Genomic DNA, 18,166 nt, shown 5'->3' on the forward strand with positions numbered 1-18,166 from the left:
GCCGCCGCCAGAAGGAGACACACCCCGAAGAAAAACATACAGGAGACCGCCAAACCGAGAGTCATAGTCGCGCTCGTTGTGAATCGCCAGCAAGCGCACTACACCGACCGAGTATATTCGCGCTTGCAGCCGGTAGTGACGCTCCACGTGCTGCGCGACTGCGGCTGGCTCATACGATGGCAGCAGGTCGCCCTTCCAATCGGCGAAATACATCAGCTTGTCGCGCTGGAACACGAAGTCGATAAACCCTTTGATGTAACCGCGTCCGACCGTCCACGCTCCGACCGGACCGTCGCCCAGCAGCGTGTGATGTCTTTCGGGAATCGGGTAGGCGAACTCCATTTCGCGGATGCCGTTTAACCGACAGAGTCCGCCGTCGAGTACCGTTGCGCCGAGCGTGACTCGCGAAGTGAGAGTGTTGAAGATTATTTCGCGCCCGCGGTCCAGCCATCGTTGATCGTCCACGCCGTGACGCCGCATCGCGCTCGCGAACAATTCGCGCACGTCGTCGCGCGCCATCCAGGATTGCCGGTCAGGTGCAGTGCCGAAGGATTCGAAATCGAGCTTCTCAATCGCTTCATGCAGAAAAATGCCGACGTGGCGCCCGCCGGGCAAGTCGATGTTGTCGGCGCGCGCATCGATTGCGTCGACGCTGGTTTTGAAGTCCTCGGGATCGGCAGCCTGCAGCGAGGTGTAAGATTCGACGATCAGTCCTCGATGGCGTGCAAGCAGATCAGCGAATTCATGCTCGCGGACAGTGGGCTTGGACGTCGACTCGAGCCAGGCGCACAGGACACTATCGTCAGATGCATTCTCTGCCTTGGGTTTATCACTTTCCGGATCGCCGGGCGGAGCGACAGCTGTTTCAGTTGTGAAGAGCGTTCGCGATCGCGCGTCGTGATCAAGTACCGGAAGTCGCTTGTTCAGCGGTTGGTAGAATCCAGTGAGGTCGCGATTGCGATTCAGTGTCCCGTTCGGGACGCAGGGCAATATGAGTTTGGCGCGCGCGCGCGTCAACGCGACGTACAGCAAGCGTTGATCTTCTTCATCGCGCTCTTGATCGAGCGCCTGCTTGTGGAGATCGCGCGCTGCTTTGCCGATTGCCAGGCGGCGTTCGTTTCCCACGTGAAAGACGCGCACGGGCTCGGGCGTGTTGTTCGCAAAGAATCCTCCGTAAAGTGCTACGACGTCCGCCTCGAGGCCTTTGCTTTTGTGGATCGTCATGATTTGCACGGCGTCGCGATCGTCTTCGAGGCGTTGCACATTCGAATCGTCGCCCGGCGGTGTCGCGCGTTCGGAGATGTAGGAGTCGAGCAAATCGATTACTTCGGCGAGTACAATTCCATGTCGCGATACCTGCTGAGTCAGAGTCTCGAAGATATGTTCGTAGTTGGTGAGCGCGCGCCGGCTGTCTGATAACAGCAATTCACGCTCGACCAGTCCGCTCTGATGGAGCAAAGAGTTGAACAAGTCGGCGAAACGTCCGGCCTCGGCAAGCGCGCGCCATTCGAACAGCCGTTCAAGCATCGGCTGCCTGGTGCGCTCCTCGTCAAGGCGGCCAAGGTCACAATGATCGACGGCGAAAAAAGGCGTCGCCCACGCTTTGAAACGGTTAGAGCGGCGTCCGGGTCCGTCAATCCCCCTGAGCAGGTCCAGAATCCAGGCGGCCTCTCGCGTCTGGAACAGACCGTCCTGTTTGTAGAAGGCATGCGGGACGCCAGCCTGCCGCAGGTACTTGGAGATTTCCACGCTGTCGCGATTGGTCCGGGTAAGGACGTAAACATTTTTGGCTGAGACTCTGCGGAGCTCCTTACCCGCGTCACAAATGTTGATTGCGTGCTCCGGCTCTAAAGTGATGCGGCGAATCTCTCTCGCGATCTCCGCGCCGATTGCTTCGCGCATGCGCCGCGAAAACTTGTATCGTTCATCGCGCGGCTCGAACTTGATCAGGGTCACCGGCGCGATCGGATTGCCATTTGCGGCGACGGCTCTCAGAGCGGGCCGCCCGCATTCGGCCGGAGAATCGTAGGTTATTTTGCCGGTGAACAATGGCGGCTCAGCTTTCTGCTCGAATATCAGATTGCTCGCTGCGATCAGGTCGGCGGTCGAGCGGAAATTTTCGCGCAAGGTTACTATCCCTGCCTCTGAAGCGGAGAGTTGCTCGCGCGCTTCGAGGTAAGCGTGAACGTCGGCGCCGCGGAATCCATAAATCGCCTGTTTGGGGTCCCCGATTGCGTAGACAGTGCTGCCGCCGGCTTCGACGAACACTCGTCGAAAGATTTTCCACTGAAGTTCGTCGGTGTCCTGGAATTCGTCGATCAGCGTCACGCGGTAGCGCTCGCGCAATGTAGCTGCAAGCGATTTTCCGCGAGGACCGTCGAGCGCGTCGGCGAGCCATGCGAGCATGTCCTCGTAGTCGAGCGTTCCGCGCTCACGTTTTCGCGCGTCCATCCGATCGACGACGGCCGGCAGTAATTCGTCGACCACGCGCGGCTCGATGGCCAGCGCCGCCTGCGCCCGCTGTGCCGCGTCGACGATCGTGCGCACGCGATCCGGCATCTGATCGGGGAAAAACGGACGTTTTTCGCTTCCCACGCGGCGGACGCTTTTTGGTTCACAGATGCGGCCGAGGTCGAACTCGCGCAGGCCATCGGCCAGCATCGCGGTCGAGTCGTTTGCGCGATTGATGATCACGCCGATTTCGTCGGTCGCCGCGATTGCATCGGTCCGAGCCTCAGCTGTAATCGCCGCAAGCTGGTACGCGCCTGCCAGCACCTTTGCATCGAACGCGTTCGCGAGATCGGTCAACGCTTTCCGATTGAGTTCGCGCCCTCCGGTTCGCAGGTAGCGTTGCGAGTGCGCCCGCCACAAAAGATCCTCGAGGCTGTCTGAAGTGCGCTTCTCGTCCGAGAGCCACTCGCCGATCATGCGCTCGACACGAACGTCGGCCTTCAACCGCTCGCGCAATTCGGCGCGCAACGCTTCGTGGAACTCGTGACGACCGCTGGCCAGGTCAAGTCCGAAACGGACGCCGCTGTCGAAAGTGAGCTCGGTGAGCATCCGATGGCAGAAGCTGTGAATCGTGTGGATGGACGAGTGATGGAATGAGAACAGCGCGGACCTGAGTCTCCCGCGCTCGTCGTCGCCGAGGCGCCGCCGCTCCAACGGATCCGCGTTCTCGGCGCTCCTGCCGGACATGACGTCTTCGATCGTCGCGCGGATTCGCGCGCGCAGCTCCGCCGTCGCCTTTTCGGTAAACGTAACGACGAGGATCTGATTGATTTGAGCGGTGCCAGTCAGCAGAAGTTCAACGACGATGCGCTCGATCGTGAAGGTCTTGCCGGTACCGGCGCTGGCGTCGATTACCTTGTGGCCGCCGCCGAGAATCTGGTCAAGGATCGCGGGTCGAAAATATTCGACGCTGGCGCTGCTTGCGGTCGCGCTCACTTTTCAAATATCCCGTTGATCTCTTTGAACCGGCGGAGGACGATCTGTTCGATCGTTTTCTCGTCCGGCGGATCGAAATCCCTCGGATTGCGCACCGGTCCGTAGTCGGAACTGCACGTCGAGAAATCGTTGAGGAGGACCTGTTCGACGGTATCGACGAGATCGCGAGGTTTCTTGTCGTCGTCCATCTGCATTACGACTTTCTCGACTGCCTCAATTGGCAGGAAGTAGTCATTGCCGGCTGAGAGCAGGTCGCCGACCACGATACCGAGGTAAGCGAGCGCGGAAGGTTGGTCGATCGGACGAAACTCGCGAGTCCATTGCGTCAGCTTTTCCGCCTGCGTTCCGATCACGATTGCGCGAAATTTTTCGGGCAGTTGCGAGCCGGCGGCGGCAAGGACAATTGCATTCAGAAACGCCGGAAGAAAATCTTTGGCTTTAATCGTTTTGTGCAGTACGCAGTTGATCGCCGCACCTGCCTCCTGCGACACGCCGCGAATCGTACCGTAGAGGCTCAACCGCTGCGTGACTGTCGTTCCGTCGTGACGGCGGATTTCTGCGTTCAGAACGATCGGCGCGAGAATCTCGGCGGCGTCGGCGAACTCGTCGGCGCCTCCAATCCGGATGTCTTTCCATCCGTCGAAATCGCTCACGCCGGCTTGGGAAGCCTGCGCGATCCATTTGCACAGCGCCGACGTATCGGTCTTTTCAGCGGCCTCAGCGAACAGTCCGGCGGGTGCGATGCCGTGGGTCTGCGCGATGCGGACTTCGCGTGCGTATTCTTTGCCGATCGCCTCGGGCTTGCCGCCGGTGCGCCAGAAAACATTGCGCAGCATGACCGCGCGATTGAGCCGCGTCTGCTCGATAGGTTCGTCCTCAGCCTCCTCCGGCGCGTCCTCGTCCGCGAGCATTCCGAGCGAATAGCGCGCGGCGCCCTGCAGAGGGCATTCGATGTATCTTCGAATTGCGGCTATCGGCAGAGCGATTTCTTCCGTCCGCGCAGCCCGCGTCGCGTCCGACGATGTTTCGAACTTGGCGCATTGCAGCTCCTCCTGCAGACGCTCGTTCAATTTCTCCCCTACCCGATCCCGCAGGTTCTCATCCGATCCAGGATTGATTTGTTTTCTCAGCGCGCCCATCCGGGCGCCACGCCGCGCATCCGGGTCGAAGCTAACGAATTCATGCTCGCAATCTGAGGACGCGCCTGCGTCCAATTCCGGAAAGTATTTCAAATCGTAGCGGCTGCTCGGATGGTTCACTGTCAACTTCTTGAGTGTCGTCTCGTCGACGAATCCGCGGAGCATGCTCTGCAGCTCGCGAATAACCGGCGAAGGCTCGAGGTCGTCGCCGGTCTTCGCGTTGCGGGCAATGTAGGAGAAGAAAATCCGCTCGCGCGCCGCGAGAATCGTCTCGAGGAACAGATAGCGGTCGCGCTCTGCCGGAGAGACGTCGCCGGCGACGCGCTTGAGCGTGCGCAAATCGAGCGGCTCGCTATGTTCGCGCTCGGGAAAGATCGCGTCGTTCAGCCCAAGCGCGAAAATCACTTTGAAGGGGATCGATCGCAGCGACGAATGCGAGCCAATCGCGACGCCGCGCTCCGAGTATTGCCCGCGACGCGATTCGAGCTCGGTGACTCGCGCCTCCACTATCTCGCGCGCCGACTCAAACGATATCGGACCGACGCTCAGTTTTGAATCGCCAATTGCCTCGATTGCTTCGAGGAACCTGTCCCGGACCTGCTCATCGATCGCGCCCTCCGGCCGTATGTACGCACTCACGAATTCGCTGAGCAGCCGCGACCATTCCCGCGGCGTCAGGCGCGCCTCGCGTATCGAGATTGCGTCGGCGATCAACGCGCGCGTCGCGCGTGTGAATCGCGCGGCCGTCTCGAGTTCGTCCCGCGCGACTTCACCCGGCAGGTAGCTGGGTCCTGCAACGCGAGCGGCAAAAAATTCGAGATTGCCGCCGCGCTGACCTGTCATCATGGTGCCCAGCGCGAGGCGTTTGATCGCCTGATCCCAGTGGTAGAGGCCGCGAGGAATGTAGGTGTCCTTCAGATCGTCGTCGTCGGCGCCGAAGAAAATTCCCAGCGCCTCGCTCCAACGCCGCCACTTTTCGGTATCGATTCCGTTTTCGCTTCTGTTGTTCAAAACGGGATGCGTCAGCAGCCGGACCATTTCGGCGCGCGAGAAGCGGCCGCTCGGCAATTGCAGCAGCAGGTCGACCGCCTCGGCTACGCGGCTCGCGCCGGCGATGCTGCGGCTGACGAGATCGATCGGGATTCGGTGCTGCTTTCGAAAGACGCTGTCGATTTGCGCCACGTAATCGTCAACCGCGGAGTCGGGAAGGAGTACCGCGATTTCGTGAAAGCGAAGTCGCCCGGCGTTGCCCTCTGCTGCAAGTCTTTCGTTGCTGCGAATGAGCGACCAGATTTCGTTCGCAACGATTTCGGCTTCGCGTCGAATTCCCGGGCACGCGAGAAAACTGATTCGCGGTTCCGACGGCTTGCCCTCGCCATTCTCGACAGTCGCGGGCTCCGGTTCGCGATTGAGGATATTTTGCTGAAGCTGCTCGAGCACTGTCGGCATTTCGCTGGAAACCGGATCGGAAAACAGCGGCGCGAAATCGCACTGTGACAGTTCGTTGAGCAAGCGGATGTATTCACGGCCCGGTCGCCCCCAGAGCCTGAGAGCCGGCGGGTCGGACGGGCCATTCAGTGAGAACGGATCTTCGGATTCAGCGAGCTGGTCGCCGACTTTGTCGGCCCGATGCGCCCATCCGGCCAGCGCGTCGCGGCGCGAGGTGTCCAGGTCGTCCCAAAACTCACGGCACGGATTGAGTGCATATATCCGAAGGTCGCTGATCGCGCCGACCCTCGCAAAAATATCTGCATAAGCGTTGCCGGCGTAGGACGAACCGAACACATGAAGCGTGTCGGGCAGGGCAGCCTTGAGTTGCAGGTCGTCGATTGCCTCGAATGCGTCCGGCAGCAGCATCAGTCGCGTCTCGCGATGCAGCAACCATTTCTCGCGCACGCGGCCGTGCGAATCGAAGACCAACTGCCACAAGTGCCGCTGCCATCGTTCGGTCTCGCTCATCGCGTCGATGTCGCTGCGCCGGGCGGCGCGCCACTTACCGACCATGCGCCGCCTCGAAATCGAGTATTCGCGAAACAGCCGCGCCAACTGCGCGGCGAGCAACAGAGTTCTGAGCTCCACGTCGGCGTCGGTTTTCGATCCTCCATGAATGTAGTCGCGCGTCGGCTTCAATTCGGAATCGTCGCGATGGTTGGTGCTTCGAAGACACTCGAAGAGGACGAGCTGGAGTTCATCGGCTTCCATGATCCTGAGATTCTTGTCCGCCGATTGGAGAAGCTCGGCCAGGTAGCGTCGCAGGAACGGGAAATTCAAATTTGCCGCGACGCCGATTGATTCAGCCAGCCGATGACGAACGAATTGCTCGACGACGCGGTTGGGCACGACTATCGACACCCGCTCGAGTGGATCGCGTCTCTGATGCTCCGCTACCGCCTTGGCCAGCGGCGCGATCAGATTTTCGAGTCGATTGGAGTAGTGAAGACGAATCATCGCGGCACAACTATGGATCGCAGGTCAGCTTTTAGAAACCTACATCTTCGCGCTGACAACCGTTGTCATCCATCAAATGAGATGATTGGATGAGAACATGAAAAAACTTCGCCGCAAACCGACCTATGGCGCCGCGATTCGGCTGGCACGCATCGCCGCAGGGTTGTTCTCGAGGCCATACGGATGGAGTTTCAAATCGATCGCCGAGAGCCTGGAGATCTCCGAGCGCACGCTTGCGCGATACGTGGCGGTGCTGCGCAGCGAACTGCCCGACTGGCACGGCGGCCCGCTCGTCGAAGTTGTCGGCAAGGGCGGCGATCGCAAACTCCGCCTGGTCAGTTCGATGAAAGCCGCGGAGGCATCTTCGTACCAGGTCGCGCTGCTGTATTTCTCGCTCACCGTGCTCAAGTTCCTGGAAGGCACGGTGTTGAAGGAAGGCGTCGAGGGGCTGTGGGAGAAGGTTTACGAGAACCTGAGCTTGACCCAGCAGACGCGGCTGTCCGGTCTCGATCATAAATTTTATGCAGTCCCTTACGCGCCCAAGGACTACACTGATTTCAGCGAACAACTCGATGTGATCTTGCGTGCGCTGCTCGACCAGGGCCGGCTCAAAGTCGATTACGCCGGTCTGACTGGCGAGGGCCATCAGCACGACTTCGATCCATACTCGCTGATTGCCTATCGCGGCGGTCTCTACCTGCTCGGTCACAGCCATCGGCGCAGCGCGATCACTTATCTCGCGGTGGAGCGAATCCGCTCGGTCGAATTCATTCGCGAACCCGACGGCACTCCGGTGCGTTTCACATTTCCGCGCAACTTCGATCCGGCAGCGCACACCGAAGGGACTTTCGGAATCGTGGACGGGCCCGAGACCAAAGTCGAGCTGAGAATTCTCAGCGAACAAACCGAGGCGTACGTGCGATCGCGCACGATTCATCGCAGCCAGCACTTCGCGCATCGCCGCGACCGCACGACGATCATGACGATGACCGTCAAGGGCACTACCGAGTTGGCGAACTGGATCATGAGCATGGGGCCGTGGATTGAGGTGCTTAAGCCTGCCGCCTTGCGCAAGGAAATCGCGCAGCGCCACGCCAAAGCAGCGCGTCTCTACCGCGTTGCTTAGCGCGCTTGCAGGCGTCCGTCGCGCGGTTCATCCTGACGACAGATTGTCTTACTCATTAGGATGTCGGCAGCCCACGTGTACGCCGTGGTGGTCCGGGAGGAACTCCTATCAATAGCTCGCAATCGGATGCTCGTCGGCTGATTCAATCCAAATTGTTGTTTGCGCGTTTCGCCGCGGCCGCATTGTCCATCATTGTGGCCGTCGCACTTTTCAGAGTTCCCGCGGCTGTCGGCGGCGGCCCGCCGTCGGTGGTGCACTTCTCGCCGCGCGGAACGGTGAAGCCGGTCCGGCAAGTGACGGCGCGATTCTCCGAGCCGATGGTCCCGCTCGGCGACCCGCGCGATACGACCGCACCGTTTGAAATCGATTGTCCGGCGAAGGGGGCGGGCCGCTGGATCGATAGCCGCAACTGGTCGTACGACTTCGAGCACGATTTGCCGGCGGGTCTGCGATGCACCTTCAGGCTGCGCGCAGGCTTGAAGTCGCTCGCGGGGAATGCTTTCAGCGATCTGCGCGCGTTCGACTTCGACACCGGCGGTCCGTCGATCGTCGATCAGCGTCCGTGGTCCGGGAGCAACGAAATAGATGAAGAGCAGGCGTTCGTCCTGATCCTCGACACAGAGCCGGACCCGGCGTCGATTCTCGATCACGCCGGCTTTTCGGTCGAAGGAATGCCGCAAACGATTGGCGCTACGATCATGGACGGCGCCGATCGCGAGACTCTGTTGAAGCGATTTGCGGATCTGACGGCGAAGAAAACAGTCGTCATCCTCCAGGCCAGGCAGCGCTTTCCAAACAACACCGCGGTGACCTTGATCTGGGGCAAGGGAATCAAATCGAAAACCGGAATCGCAACTGACCAGGATCAAACGATCAGCTACAAGACGCGCAAACTTTTCGAAGCGAAAATACAATGCGAGCGCGAAAGCGCGAAGGCCGGATGCATCCCGCTGACGCCGATTACCCTTTCGTTTTCCGCCGCGATTTCGGCCGAGCAGGCAAAACAAATAGCGCTGGTCGGTCCAGACGGTGCGAGGCGTTTCGCCGTGCCAAGCGATCCCGGAGAAACTTCGTCGCTCTCGTTCAACGGCCCGTTCAAGGAATCTTCACAGTACAAAATCGAGATACCGCCGAAGCTGGTCGACGGTTCCGGACGCGAATTGGCGAATGCGTCGCGCTTTCCGATGACAGTCGAGACCGGCGAGTTTCCACCACTCGCCAAGTTCTCGGCACGCTTCGGAATTATCGAGCGGGCCGACCCCGTGCTGCCGGTCACGGTGAGAAATCTCGAAGCGCAAATTGCCGGCGCTCAGCTGAAGCTCGGCGGTGACGCGGAAAGTTCTCTTCTGACCCGAATCGAGGCGACGCTTTGGCGTGTGCCGCAGCCCAAGGCCGGCGACGTTCTTTCGTGGCTCAACCGGGTGGCCGAAACAAAGCGCGCGGAGTCGGTGTTCAGCGGCGAAAATTCTGACGGCGCCAGGCAATTCACGATGCCGAAGCCCAACGGCCCCAATGCTTTCGAAGTGATGGGAATTCCGCTCAAGCGTCCCGGATTGTACATCGTCGAATTGAAGAGCACTCGCCTTGGCGCCGTTTTGCTCGGCGCCCCGAAGCCGATGTACGTTCCGACCGCGGCTCTCGTCACCAACCTCGCGGTGCATTTCAAGCAGGGGCAGGCGAACTCGCTGGTGTGGGTGACGGCGCTCGAGAGCGGACGTCCGGTCGATGGTGCCGACGTCGCCATTGCGGACTGTCACGGAAACGAATTGTGGACCGGCCGCACCGACGCGCGCGGCCTCGCGATGGTTCCCACGTCCGCGGCGTTCGCGAATCTTCCGCAATGCGATTCCACGCAGACCGATCACGAGAATGACGATTACTCCAACCAGGTCGAAGCGCTCAGCGGGCTGAATCGCGGCCTGCTCGTCACCGCGCAGTCTGGCCAGGACTTCAGCTTCGTGCATTCGAGTTGGCAGCAGGGCATCGAAGCATGGCGCTTTCATCTGCCGACCGACTATCAACCGTCCCCGTACATCGCCGACACTGTCTTCGATCGTACGCTGCTGCGCGCGGGCGAGACGGTTCATATGAAGCACTTCATCCGCGCCAAGACGTTGGATGGATTGTCGCTGGTGGCGAAAGAGAATCTGCCCGACACGCTTTCGATTGTTTTTTCGGGCGGCGATCAGCATTACGACTTCGATCTGAAGTGGAGCGACTCAGGTACCGCGGAAAATGACTGGCAGATCCCGCAAGCGGCAAAACTCGGAACATACAACGTTACGATGTCGCGGAAGACTGCCGGCCCTGGTCCCACGCCAGCCGCGGAAGGAAGCGGCTCCAGCGATCAATCGTTCCAGGAACTGACCACCGGGAATTTTCGCGTCGAAGAATTTCGAATCCCCTTGATGAAAGCCGCGATCAGAATTCCAGCGCAGCCGCTGGTCGCTTTAACCGAGATTCCGATCGATCTGAGCGCCGAGTACCTGTCCGGCGGCGTTGCCAAAGGCCTTCCAGTGACGCTGCGCAGCCAGATCAACAAGAACGCGTCTCCACAATTTGCCGATTTCGACGACTACGTTTTTGCCAACGGCAACGTGCAGGCGGGGATTGTGCACAGCGAAGGATTCTCGGAAGGCGGCGAAGCCGAACAGAATCCCGGCGTTCATCAGCGCAAGGACCTCACCCTCGACGGCGCCGGCGGCGCGCGTACCGACATCAGCGACATCCCGCGGGAGCCGACGCCCGTCGAAGTTCACGCGGAGCTCGAATATCGCGACCCCAACGGCGAGAGCCAGACGGTGTCGAACAACGCGATGATTTGGCCGGCGAAGCGGCTGGTCGGAATCCAGGTCGAGGATTGGGCGTCGTCGCCCGGCGTCGTTCGCGCGCATCTCGCAGTCGTCGATGATTCGGGCAAACCGATCGCGCATGCCCCGGTTCGCGTCGATATTTTCAGTCGCCTCCAATATTCGTATCGTAAGCGGCTGATCGGCGGATTCTACGCATACGAGAACACCCAGGAAACGAAGCTCGCCGGCCAACTGTGCTCGGATGTGACCGACGATCGCGGACGACTCACCTGCGAGGCGAAGCCGCCCGTCACCGGCCAGGCGATTCTGCAGGCGACGGTAACCGACGACGCGGGCAACTCGAGTTCGGCGAACAGCGAAATTTTTATTCCCGGAAATGAGCGCGAATGGTTCGCCGGCCGCGACGACGACCGCATGGACTTTCTTCCCGAGAAGCCTGCCTACGAGCCCGGCGACCTCGCGCGTTTCCAGGTTCGGATGCCCTTCGCGGACGCGACCGCGCTCGTCACCGTCGAACGCGAGGGCGTACTAGCGGCGTCGATCGTGCATTTACCTGGACGCAATCCCGTCATCACGCTGCCGGTACGCGACTGGGCGCCCAACGTGTTTGTTTCGGCGCTGGTGGTCCGCGGCAGAATCGCCGGTGTGCAGCCGACCGCGATGCTCGATCTCGGGAAATCGGCGTTCAAGCTCGGCATCGCAGAAATTCGCGTCGGATGGAGGGACCATCGGCTGAACGTGAAGGTCGCGCCGGAAAAATCCGTCTATCACGTGCGCGACAAGGCGCTCGTCAGGATTTCGGTGAGAACCTTCGACGGCAAGGCGCCCTCGCCCGGTGGCACGATCGCGGTCGCCGCGGTTGACGAGGGGCTGCTCGAGCTTCGCGCCAACGACAGCTGGAAACTGCTCGACGCCATGATGGGTCGGCGCGCGTACCAGGTCGAAACTTCGACCGCCGAAATGCAAGTCGTCGGCAAGCGTCACTTTGGAATCAAGGCGATTCCGCCCGGCGGCGGCGGAGGCCACCAGATTACGCGCGAACTGTTCGACACTCTCCTGCTATGGAAAGCATCCGTCGCGCTCGATTCAAACGGCGACGCAACGATCGAAGTGCCGCTCAACGATTCGCTGACCAGTTTTCGAATTGTCGCGATCGCCGATTCCGGCCCCGATCAATTTGGGACAGGGTTCGCGAGTATCCGGTCGACTCAGGATCTGATGTTGCTGTCGGGCGTGTCCCCGATCATTCGAAACGGCGATTCGTTTGCCGCCGAGTTCACCGTGCGCAATGCGTCAGAGCGCGCCCTCGACGCGACCGTGAAAGCGAAGATCGACGGGCTGGCTCAGGTACCGCCGCCGCAAAAGCTCGCGCTCGGACCCGGCCAGGGCACGACCGTCTCCTGGACCGTCGCGGTGCCGCCTCTCGTGCGCGAGCTCAAGTATCATGTCGATGCGAGCGTCGAGCACGGACCGTCCGATCATTTGCTGATCACCCAGCGTGTCATACCCGCGGTGCCGGTCCGCGCACTTCAGGCCACTCTGTTGCAACTCGATAAGCCTATCGTGCAACCGGTCGCGCGGCCGGCCGACGCGCTCGCCGGAGTGGGCGGCGTGCAAGTCTCGCTCAGTCCTTCGCTTGCAGCCGGACTCGACGGCGTGCGCGACTGGATGCGCCAGTATCCGTACGGCTGCCTCGAACAGCGCACGTCAGTTGCCGTCGCGCTGGGCGATCCCAAATTGTGGAACAGCATAATCGCGGACTTGCCGTCCTACACCGATTCCGATGGATTGCTCAAATACTTTCCCGTCATGGCTAACGGCAGTGAGGTACTCACTGCCTATTTCATTTCGATCGCGCATGAAGCCGGACTGACTATTCCCGCCGAGTCTGAGGCGACGCTGGAGAAGGGCCTGAGCGATTTCGTAGAGGGCAAGATCATGCGCGACGGTCCGATTCAGGCCGCCGACCTGCCATTGCGCAAACTCGCCGCAATCGACGCGCTCGCCCGCGCCGGTCACGCCGATCCCGCGATGCTCACCAGCATCACGATCGATCCAAACCTGTGGCCCGATTCGGCCGTGATCGATTGGTGGAGTATTCTGCTGCGCGTTCCGCAAATTCCCGATCGCACGCGTCGCCTTAAGGACGCGGAACAAATCATGCGCGCGCGTCTCAATGAACAGGGAACTGCGATGCATTTGTCGAGCGACCCGCGCAACAATATGTGGTGGCTGATGGTCTCGCCCGATTGCAACATGGTGAGGCTCGCGCTGCTGCTGCTCGACAATAACCTGTGGCACGACGACCTGCCGCTGGTGATGCGCGGCGCGCTGGCGCTCCAGATGCGCGGGGCGTGGACCGAGACGATCACCAACGCGTGGGGCACGCTCGCGGTCCGGAAGTTTGCAGCCAATTTCGAATCGACTCCAGTCGCGGGCATTACCAGCGCGTCGCTTCGAGAGGCGACGCAAAAGCTGAATTGGGCAAACGATCCGAAGGGCGGAAATCTCGCGTTCGACTGGCCCGCCAACGAAGCGGATCTGAAGATCGATCACTCCGGAAGCGGACATCCGTGGGCGCAGATTCGAGCGCTGGCGGCGGTTCCATTCACGCAACCATTTTCCAGCGGCTACAAGATCACTCGTACTCTCCTGCCGGTCGAGAATGCGAATCCTCATGGTTGGAAACGCGGCGACCTGGTGCGAGTGCATCTTAAGGTCGAAGCCCAAACCGACATGACCTGGGTGGTCGTGAACGATCCCATTCCTGCGGGCGCGTCACATCTCGGCACCGGCCTCGGGCGCGATTCGGCGATCGCAACTTCCGGCGAAAAGATCGACACCGAGAGCTTCGTGTGGCCGATTTACTCCGAGCGAGCGTTCGACGCATTCCGCGCTTACTATGATTACGTGCCGAAGGGGACTTTCGAACTCGAGTATACGATTCGCCTCAATCAGTCGGGAACCTTCCAGCTTCCCGCGACGCACGTCGGTGCGCTCTACGAACCGGACATGCTGGGCGAGCTGCCAAATTCCCCCTTCGAGGTCGCGCCATAGATGTTGCGCCCTCTCGCGATTTTTGGCCTTCCGATCGCGGCAATTACGGCGCTGCTGCTGGCCATGTCCGGATCCCCGTCGCCAAGTTTTGCCGAGGTGCGCGCTCGCTGGCATCCGTCAGAAGCACAACTCCTCGATCGCAACGGCGATCCGGTTCATGAATTGAGAATCGATCGGCAAGGCCGGCGGTTTGGGTGGACGCCTCTCGATGAAATCTCGCCGGCGCTCACGGATGCGATCGTAACCTCGGAGGACCACCGCTTCTGGAGCCATCACGGCGTCGACGTGATCGCGATCGCGACTTCCGCGGCGCGCGCTTTAGCTGGCGGCCGCAGCCGTGGTGCGAGCACGATCACGATGCAACTCGCGTCCCTGCTCGATCCGTCGCTCGGAAGATCTCAGACGCGCCGAACGATCCTTCGGAAATTCAGGCAAATCTTTGCTGCGGTCGCAATCGAACGACGATGGTCGAAACATGAAATCCTCGAAGCTTACCTGAACCTCATCACCTACCGCGGCGAGTTGCAGGGCATCGCTGCCGCGTCGCGCGTGATGTTCGGCAAGGCGCCGCACGGTATCGACTCTGCTGAGGCCGTGGTGCTGGCCGCTTTGATCCGGGCGCCGAATGCGCGCCGCGATTCCGTTGCGATTCGTGCAAACGCGTTGAGCCGCGCGCTCGGACCGTCTGGCCCGTCGCTGGGCGCGATCGTTCCGGCCCTCGATGGCGCATTCTCGAGCCGCGGCAGCGACTATAAGCGAATCGCGCTCGCGCCCCACCTCGCAGAGCGTTTGCTGAACGGCGGGAATGGTTCCGCGCGATGTACGTTGGATCGAGAACTCCAACGCTTCGTCATCGACACGCTACATCACCAGATTGTCGATGTCCGCGATCGACGTGTCGATGATGGCGCAGTAGTCGTCGTCGAGAATTCCACTGGCGAAGTATGGGCGTATGTCGGAGGCGCCGGCGATCTGTCAAACGCGCCCGAATTCGACGCCGTCCGCGCGCCGCGCCAACCGGGATCGACTCTCAAGCCCTTCCTCTACGCTCTGGCGGTGGACAAGCACTTGCTCACTGCCGCCTCGTTGATAGAAGACACTCCGCTCGAATTGCCCGAGCAGCGCGGGATTTACCGCCCGCTCGACTACGATCGGCAGTTCAGGGGCCTGGTTTCGATGCGCACCGCGCTCGCGGCGTCGCTGAATGTTCCTGCAGTGCGGACTACGGACATGGTCGGCGTCGAAGTCTTCGCGGACCGTTTGCGACGACTTGGTTTCAGCGGTCTGGTCGAGGAGGGCGACTACTACGGCGCAGCCTTGGCGCTTGGCTCCGCTGATGTGAGCCTCTGGCAGTTGGTTAATGCATACCGCACACTGGCTAATGGCGGCAGGTACTCAGAACTTCGACTGACTACTGACGCCGATACTCACACATCTACCCAGATATACTCGCCTGCGGCATCATTCGTGATTTCCGATGTACTATCCGATCGCGCCAGCCGCAGTACTACGTTCGGGCTCGAGAACAGCCTCGCGACTCGCTATTGGAGCGCCGTCAAGACGGGTACCAGCAAGGATATGCGCGACAACTGGTGCGTCGGTTACACGGATAAGTTTACGGTGGGGGTTTGGGTCGGTAATTCTTCCGGCGCACCGATGCGCGACGTGACCGGTATCACCGGCGCCGCGCCCACCTGGCTCAACGTTATGAACTATCTGCACGATCGTTTCGGTAGCGACCGGATTATGAGGCCGCCGAATGTGGCTCTCAACGAGGTTAGCTTCCCCAACGATGTTGAGCCGCCGCGCCAGGAATGGTTCGTCGCGGAAACCCAGCCGACTGGATCGCCGAGCGGTCTCGACGATTCCAGCCCGCAAATTCTCTCGCCCGCCGCGGGTACGATCATCGCGCTGGACCCCGACATCCCAGCGGCTGCGCAGCGAGTCGTCTTCGAGGCCAGCCGCGGCGCGCGTGATTCTCAGTGGATTCTCGACGGACGCGCACTCGCGCCGGTTCGTGGTACGCTACTCTGGACTCCATCGCCCGGCCCGCACACTCTCGCTGTTGGTCGCGACTCGGGAAACACGCCGCCGACAATTCAATTTGTCGTCCGCGGGTCAGATATCCCGCTCGCAGATAACGATCGCGGGCTCGATCAGCAGCTACCATGACGCTGGAACCAGGCAAGCGATGATCATCTTAACCGGCGGTGCAGGCTTCATCGGCAGCAATATCCTGGCCGCGTTGAATGCCAAAGGCGTCACCGACGTACTCGTGGTCGATCGCCGCGGCGACAACTTCCGCAACCTCCGTGATCTGCAGTTTTCGGACTTCATGCCGCCCGACGAATTCGCCCGCGCCATCGAGCGCAAATCTCTTCCCGATCGAATCGAAGCAATCTTTCATCAGGGCGCATGCGCCGACACCACCAACACCGACGGCCGCTACATGATCGAAAACAACTTCACGTTCTCGAAGTTGATTCTGCATTTCGCTCTCTCACACCGAGTCCCGTTGGTGTATGCGTCGAGCGCAGCAGTGTACGGCTCGTCCAGCGCCTTCGCTCCGAACCGCGAAAATGAGCGTCCGCTCAATCTTTACGGGTTGTCCAAACTTGCTTTCGACAACCACGTCCGCAGCGTCACGGCGAAATCCGGGAGTACCGTCGCCGGTCTTCGCTACTTCAACGTCTATGGTCCGCGTGAGTCCCACAAGGGCAAAATGGCGTCGATGGTGTATCAACTCTATCGGCAGCTGAAAACGAGCGGCCGCGCGCGACTATTCGAGGGCATCGACGGATACGCGGACGGCGCGCAGCGGCGCGATTTTGTTTTTGTCAACGACATTGTCCGGGTGAACCTGGCCCTTGCCGAAGGGCCCGCGCGCAACGGCGTGTTTAACGTCGGTACCGGACACGCACGCAGCTTCAACGACGTCGCGACAATACTAGTCGCGCGGCTTGGCAAGGGCTCGATTGAGTATGTACCATTTCCCGAGAGCCTGGCGGGCAGGTATCAGAGCTTCACGCAAGCCGATCTCTCGGCGCTGAGGAGTTCGGGCTACACCGAGTCTTTCTCGACGCTGGAAAACGGAATCGCGCAGTCGCTCGAAGCGTGGAATCGAGAGTACGACCGAACCGGCGACTGAACTAATCGGAGACCGTCACTATGGAAAACCCTCGGAACCATCGAATTGAAACGGTCGCGCAACTACAAGCGCTCATCGGTGAGCCGAGTGCGATGACACCGAAGAAACTGTTTTCAGCCCTCGATGAGACCGCGATGGATTTCATTCGGAGGTCTCCATTTCTGGTGCTCGCAACCGCCGACGCACAGGGCAACGAGGACGCTTCACCGAAAGGCGACGGCCCCGGCTTCGTCGCGGTGGAGGACGAGCGCACGCTTCTGATTCCTGAACGCAAAGGCAATCGTTTGATGTTCAGTCTCAGGAACATTCTGGCCAATCCGAATGTCGGAATCATTTTTCTGGTTCCCGGCACTGACGAAACCTTTCGCGTCAATGGGACCGCGGAGTTGAGTAGCGATCCGGACCTGCTGGTTCGGCTAAGCGCCCGCGGCGTGCCCGCGCTGCTCGCGATTCGAGTTACGGTGCGCGAGTGTTTCTTCCACTGCGCCAAGGCCTTCATCCGCTCGCAGCTCTGGAAACCGGAGTCATGGCTGGAGCGCCACAAGATTTCCTTCGGCAAGATTCTATCCGCGAAAGTCGGTGGCGGAGAAGAACTTGCCCGGCAGGTCGATAGCGCGATCGAGCAGGACTATAAGAACAACCTTTGATCAGTAGCGCGCCCGCGACGCGAGTTCGCGGCATCGTTTTCTGTTCGCGACGAGTCCACTGACACATCGCTCGGCAAACAGCGCGACCGATCGCTCCATCATCTCGATCGCGTCGAAGATGTTGGCCGCGGCGGCGCCCTCGAAGACGTTCAAGTTGAGCTCGCCGCGCTCGAGCGCCAGCCGCGTCGCGCGCTCACAGCCCATCACCTGGAAGCAGCATTGGATCATCGTCTCGGGAATCGCGGGATTGATCTTGCCCGGGAAGATTGATGAGCCTTCCTGAACCGCCGGCAAGATTATTTCGCCGAAGCCGCCTTCCGGACCCGACGCCAGCAGGCGCA

The 18,166-nt window shown here is 60.6% G+C and carries 8 protein-coding genes; 5 read left to right on the forward strand and 3 right to left on the reverse strand.

Translation table 11 applies throughout. The features are described 5' to 3' along the window. Nucleotides 1–3,447: UvrD-helicase domain-containing protein (locus VIW95_RS02685; RefSeq protein ID WP_331583770.1), on the reverse strand; the 3,447-nt coding region annotated here is incomplete at its 3' end. Further along, nucleotides 3,444–7,034, reverse strand: coding sequence for an exodeoxyribonuclease V subunit gamma (locus tag VIW95_RS02690; protein ID WP_331583772.1), 3,591 nt, complete (start codon nt 7,032–7,034; stop codon nt 3,444–3,446). The genes VIW95_RS02690 and VIW95_RS02685, both read right to left, overlap by 4 nt. Nucleotides 7,035–7,131: 97 nt before the next feature. On the opposite strand from VIW95_RS02690, the gene VIW95_RS02695 reads away from it, so the two are divergent. From VIW95_RS02695 to VIW95_RS02715, 5 genes are all read left to right on the forward strand, one after another. Further along, the gene (locus VIW95_RS02695) at nt 7,132–8,160 is read left to right on the forward strand and encodes a WYL domain-containing protein (RefSeq protein WP_331583774.1); all 1,029 of its coding nucleotides are present in this window, start codon (nt 7,132–7,134) and stop codon (nt 8,158–8,160) included. Nucleotides 8,161–8,354: 194 nt separating this feature from the next. Beyond that, nucleotides 8,355–14,030 carry an MG2 domain-containing protein gene (locus tag VIW95_RS02700; protein WP_331583776.1) on the forward strand — a complete coding sequence of 1,892 codons (5,676 nt, stop codon included), beginning with the start codon at nt 8,355–8,357 and terminating at the stop codon, nt 14,028–14,030. Then, nucleotides 14,031–16,202 carry a penicillin-binding protein 1C gene (gene pbpC, locus VIW95_RS02705; RefSeq protein WP_331583778.1) on the forward strand — a complete coding sequence of 724 codons (2,172 nt, stop codon included), beginning with the start codon at nt 14,031–14,033 and terminating at the stop codon, nt 16,200–16,202. Between the two features lie 19 nt (nt 16,203–16,221). After that, nucleotides 16,222–17,178 (forward strand): ADP-glyceromanno-heptose 6-epimerase, encoded by a 957-nt coding sequence (gene rfaD, locus VIW95_RS02710; RefSeq protein ID WP_331583780.1) that lies wholly within the window; start codon nt 16,222–16,224, stop codon nt 17,176–17,178. A 20-nt stretch (nt 17,179–17,198) separates the two neighbouring features. Then, nucleotides 17,199–17,825, forward strand: a complete 627-nt coding sequence (locus tag VIW95_RS02715) for an MSMEG_1061 family FMN-dependent PPOX-type flavoprotein (RefSeq protein WP_331583782.1) — start codon at nt 17,199–17,201, stop codon at nt 17,823–17,825. Here the strand turns inward: VIW95_RS02715 and VIW95_RS02720 are convergent. Next, the coding region (locus VIW95_RS02720; RefSeq protein WP_331583784.1) for a lyase family protein at nt 17,826–18,166 on the reverse strand (341 nt) is incomplete at its 5' end.

Source organism: Binatus sp. (SeqCode) (genome assembly GCF_036522015.1).
In the GTDB taxonomy this organism is placed as follows: domain Bacteria; phylum Desulfobacterota; class Binatia; order Binatales; family Binataceae; genus Binatus.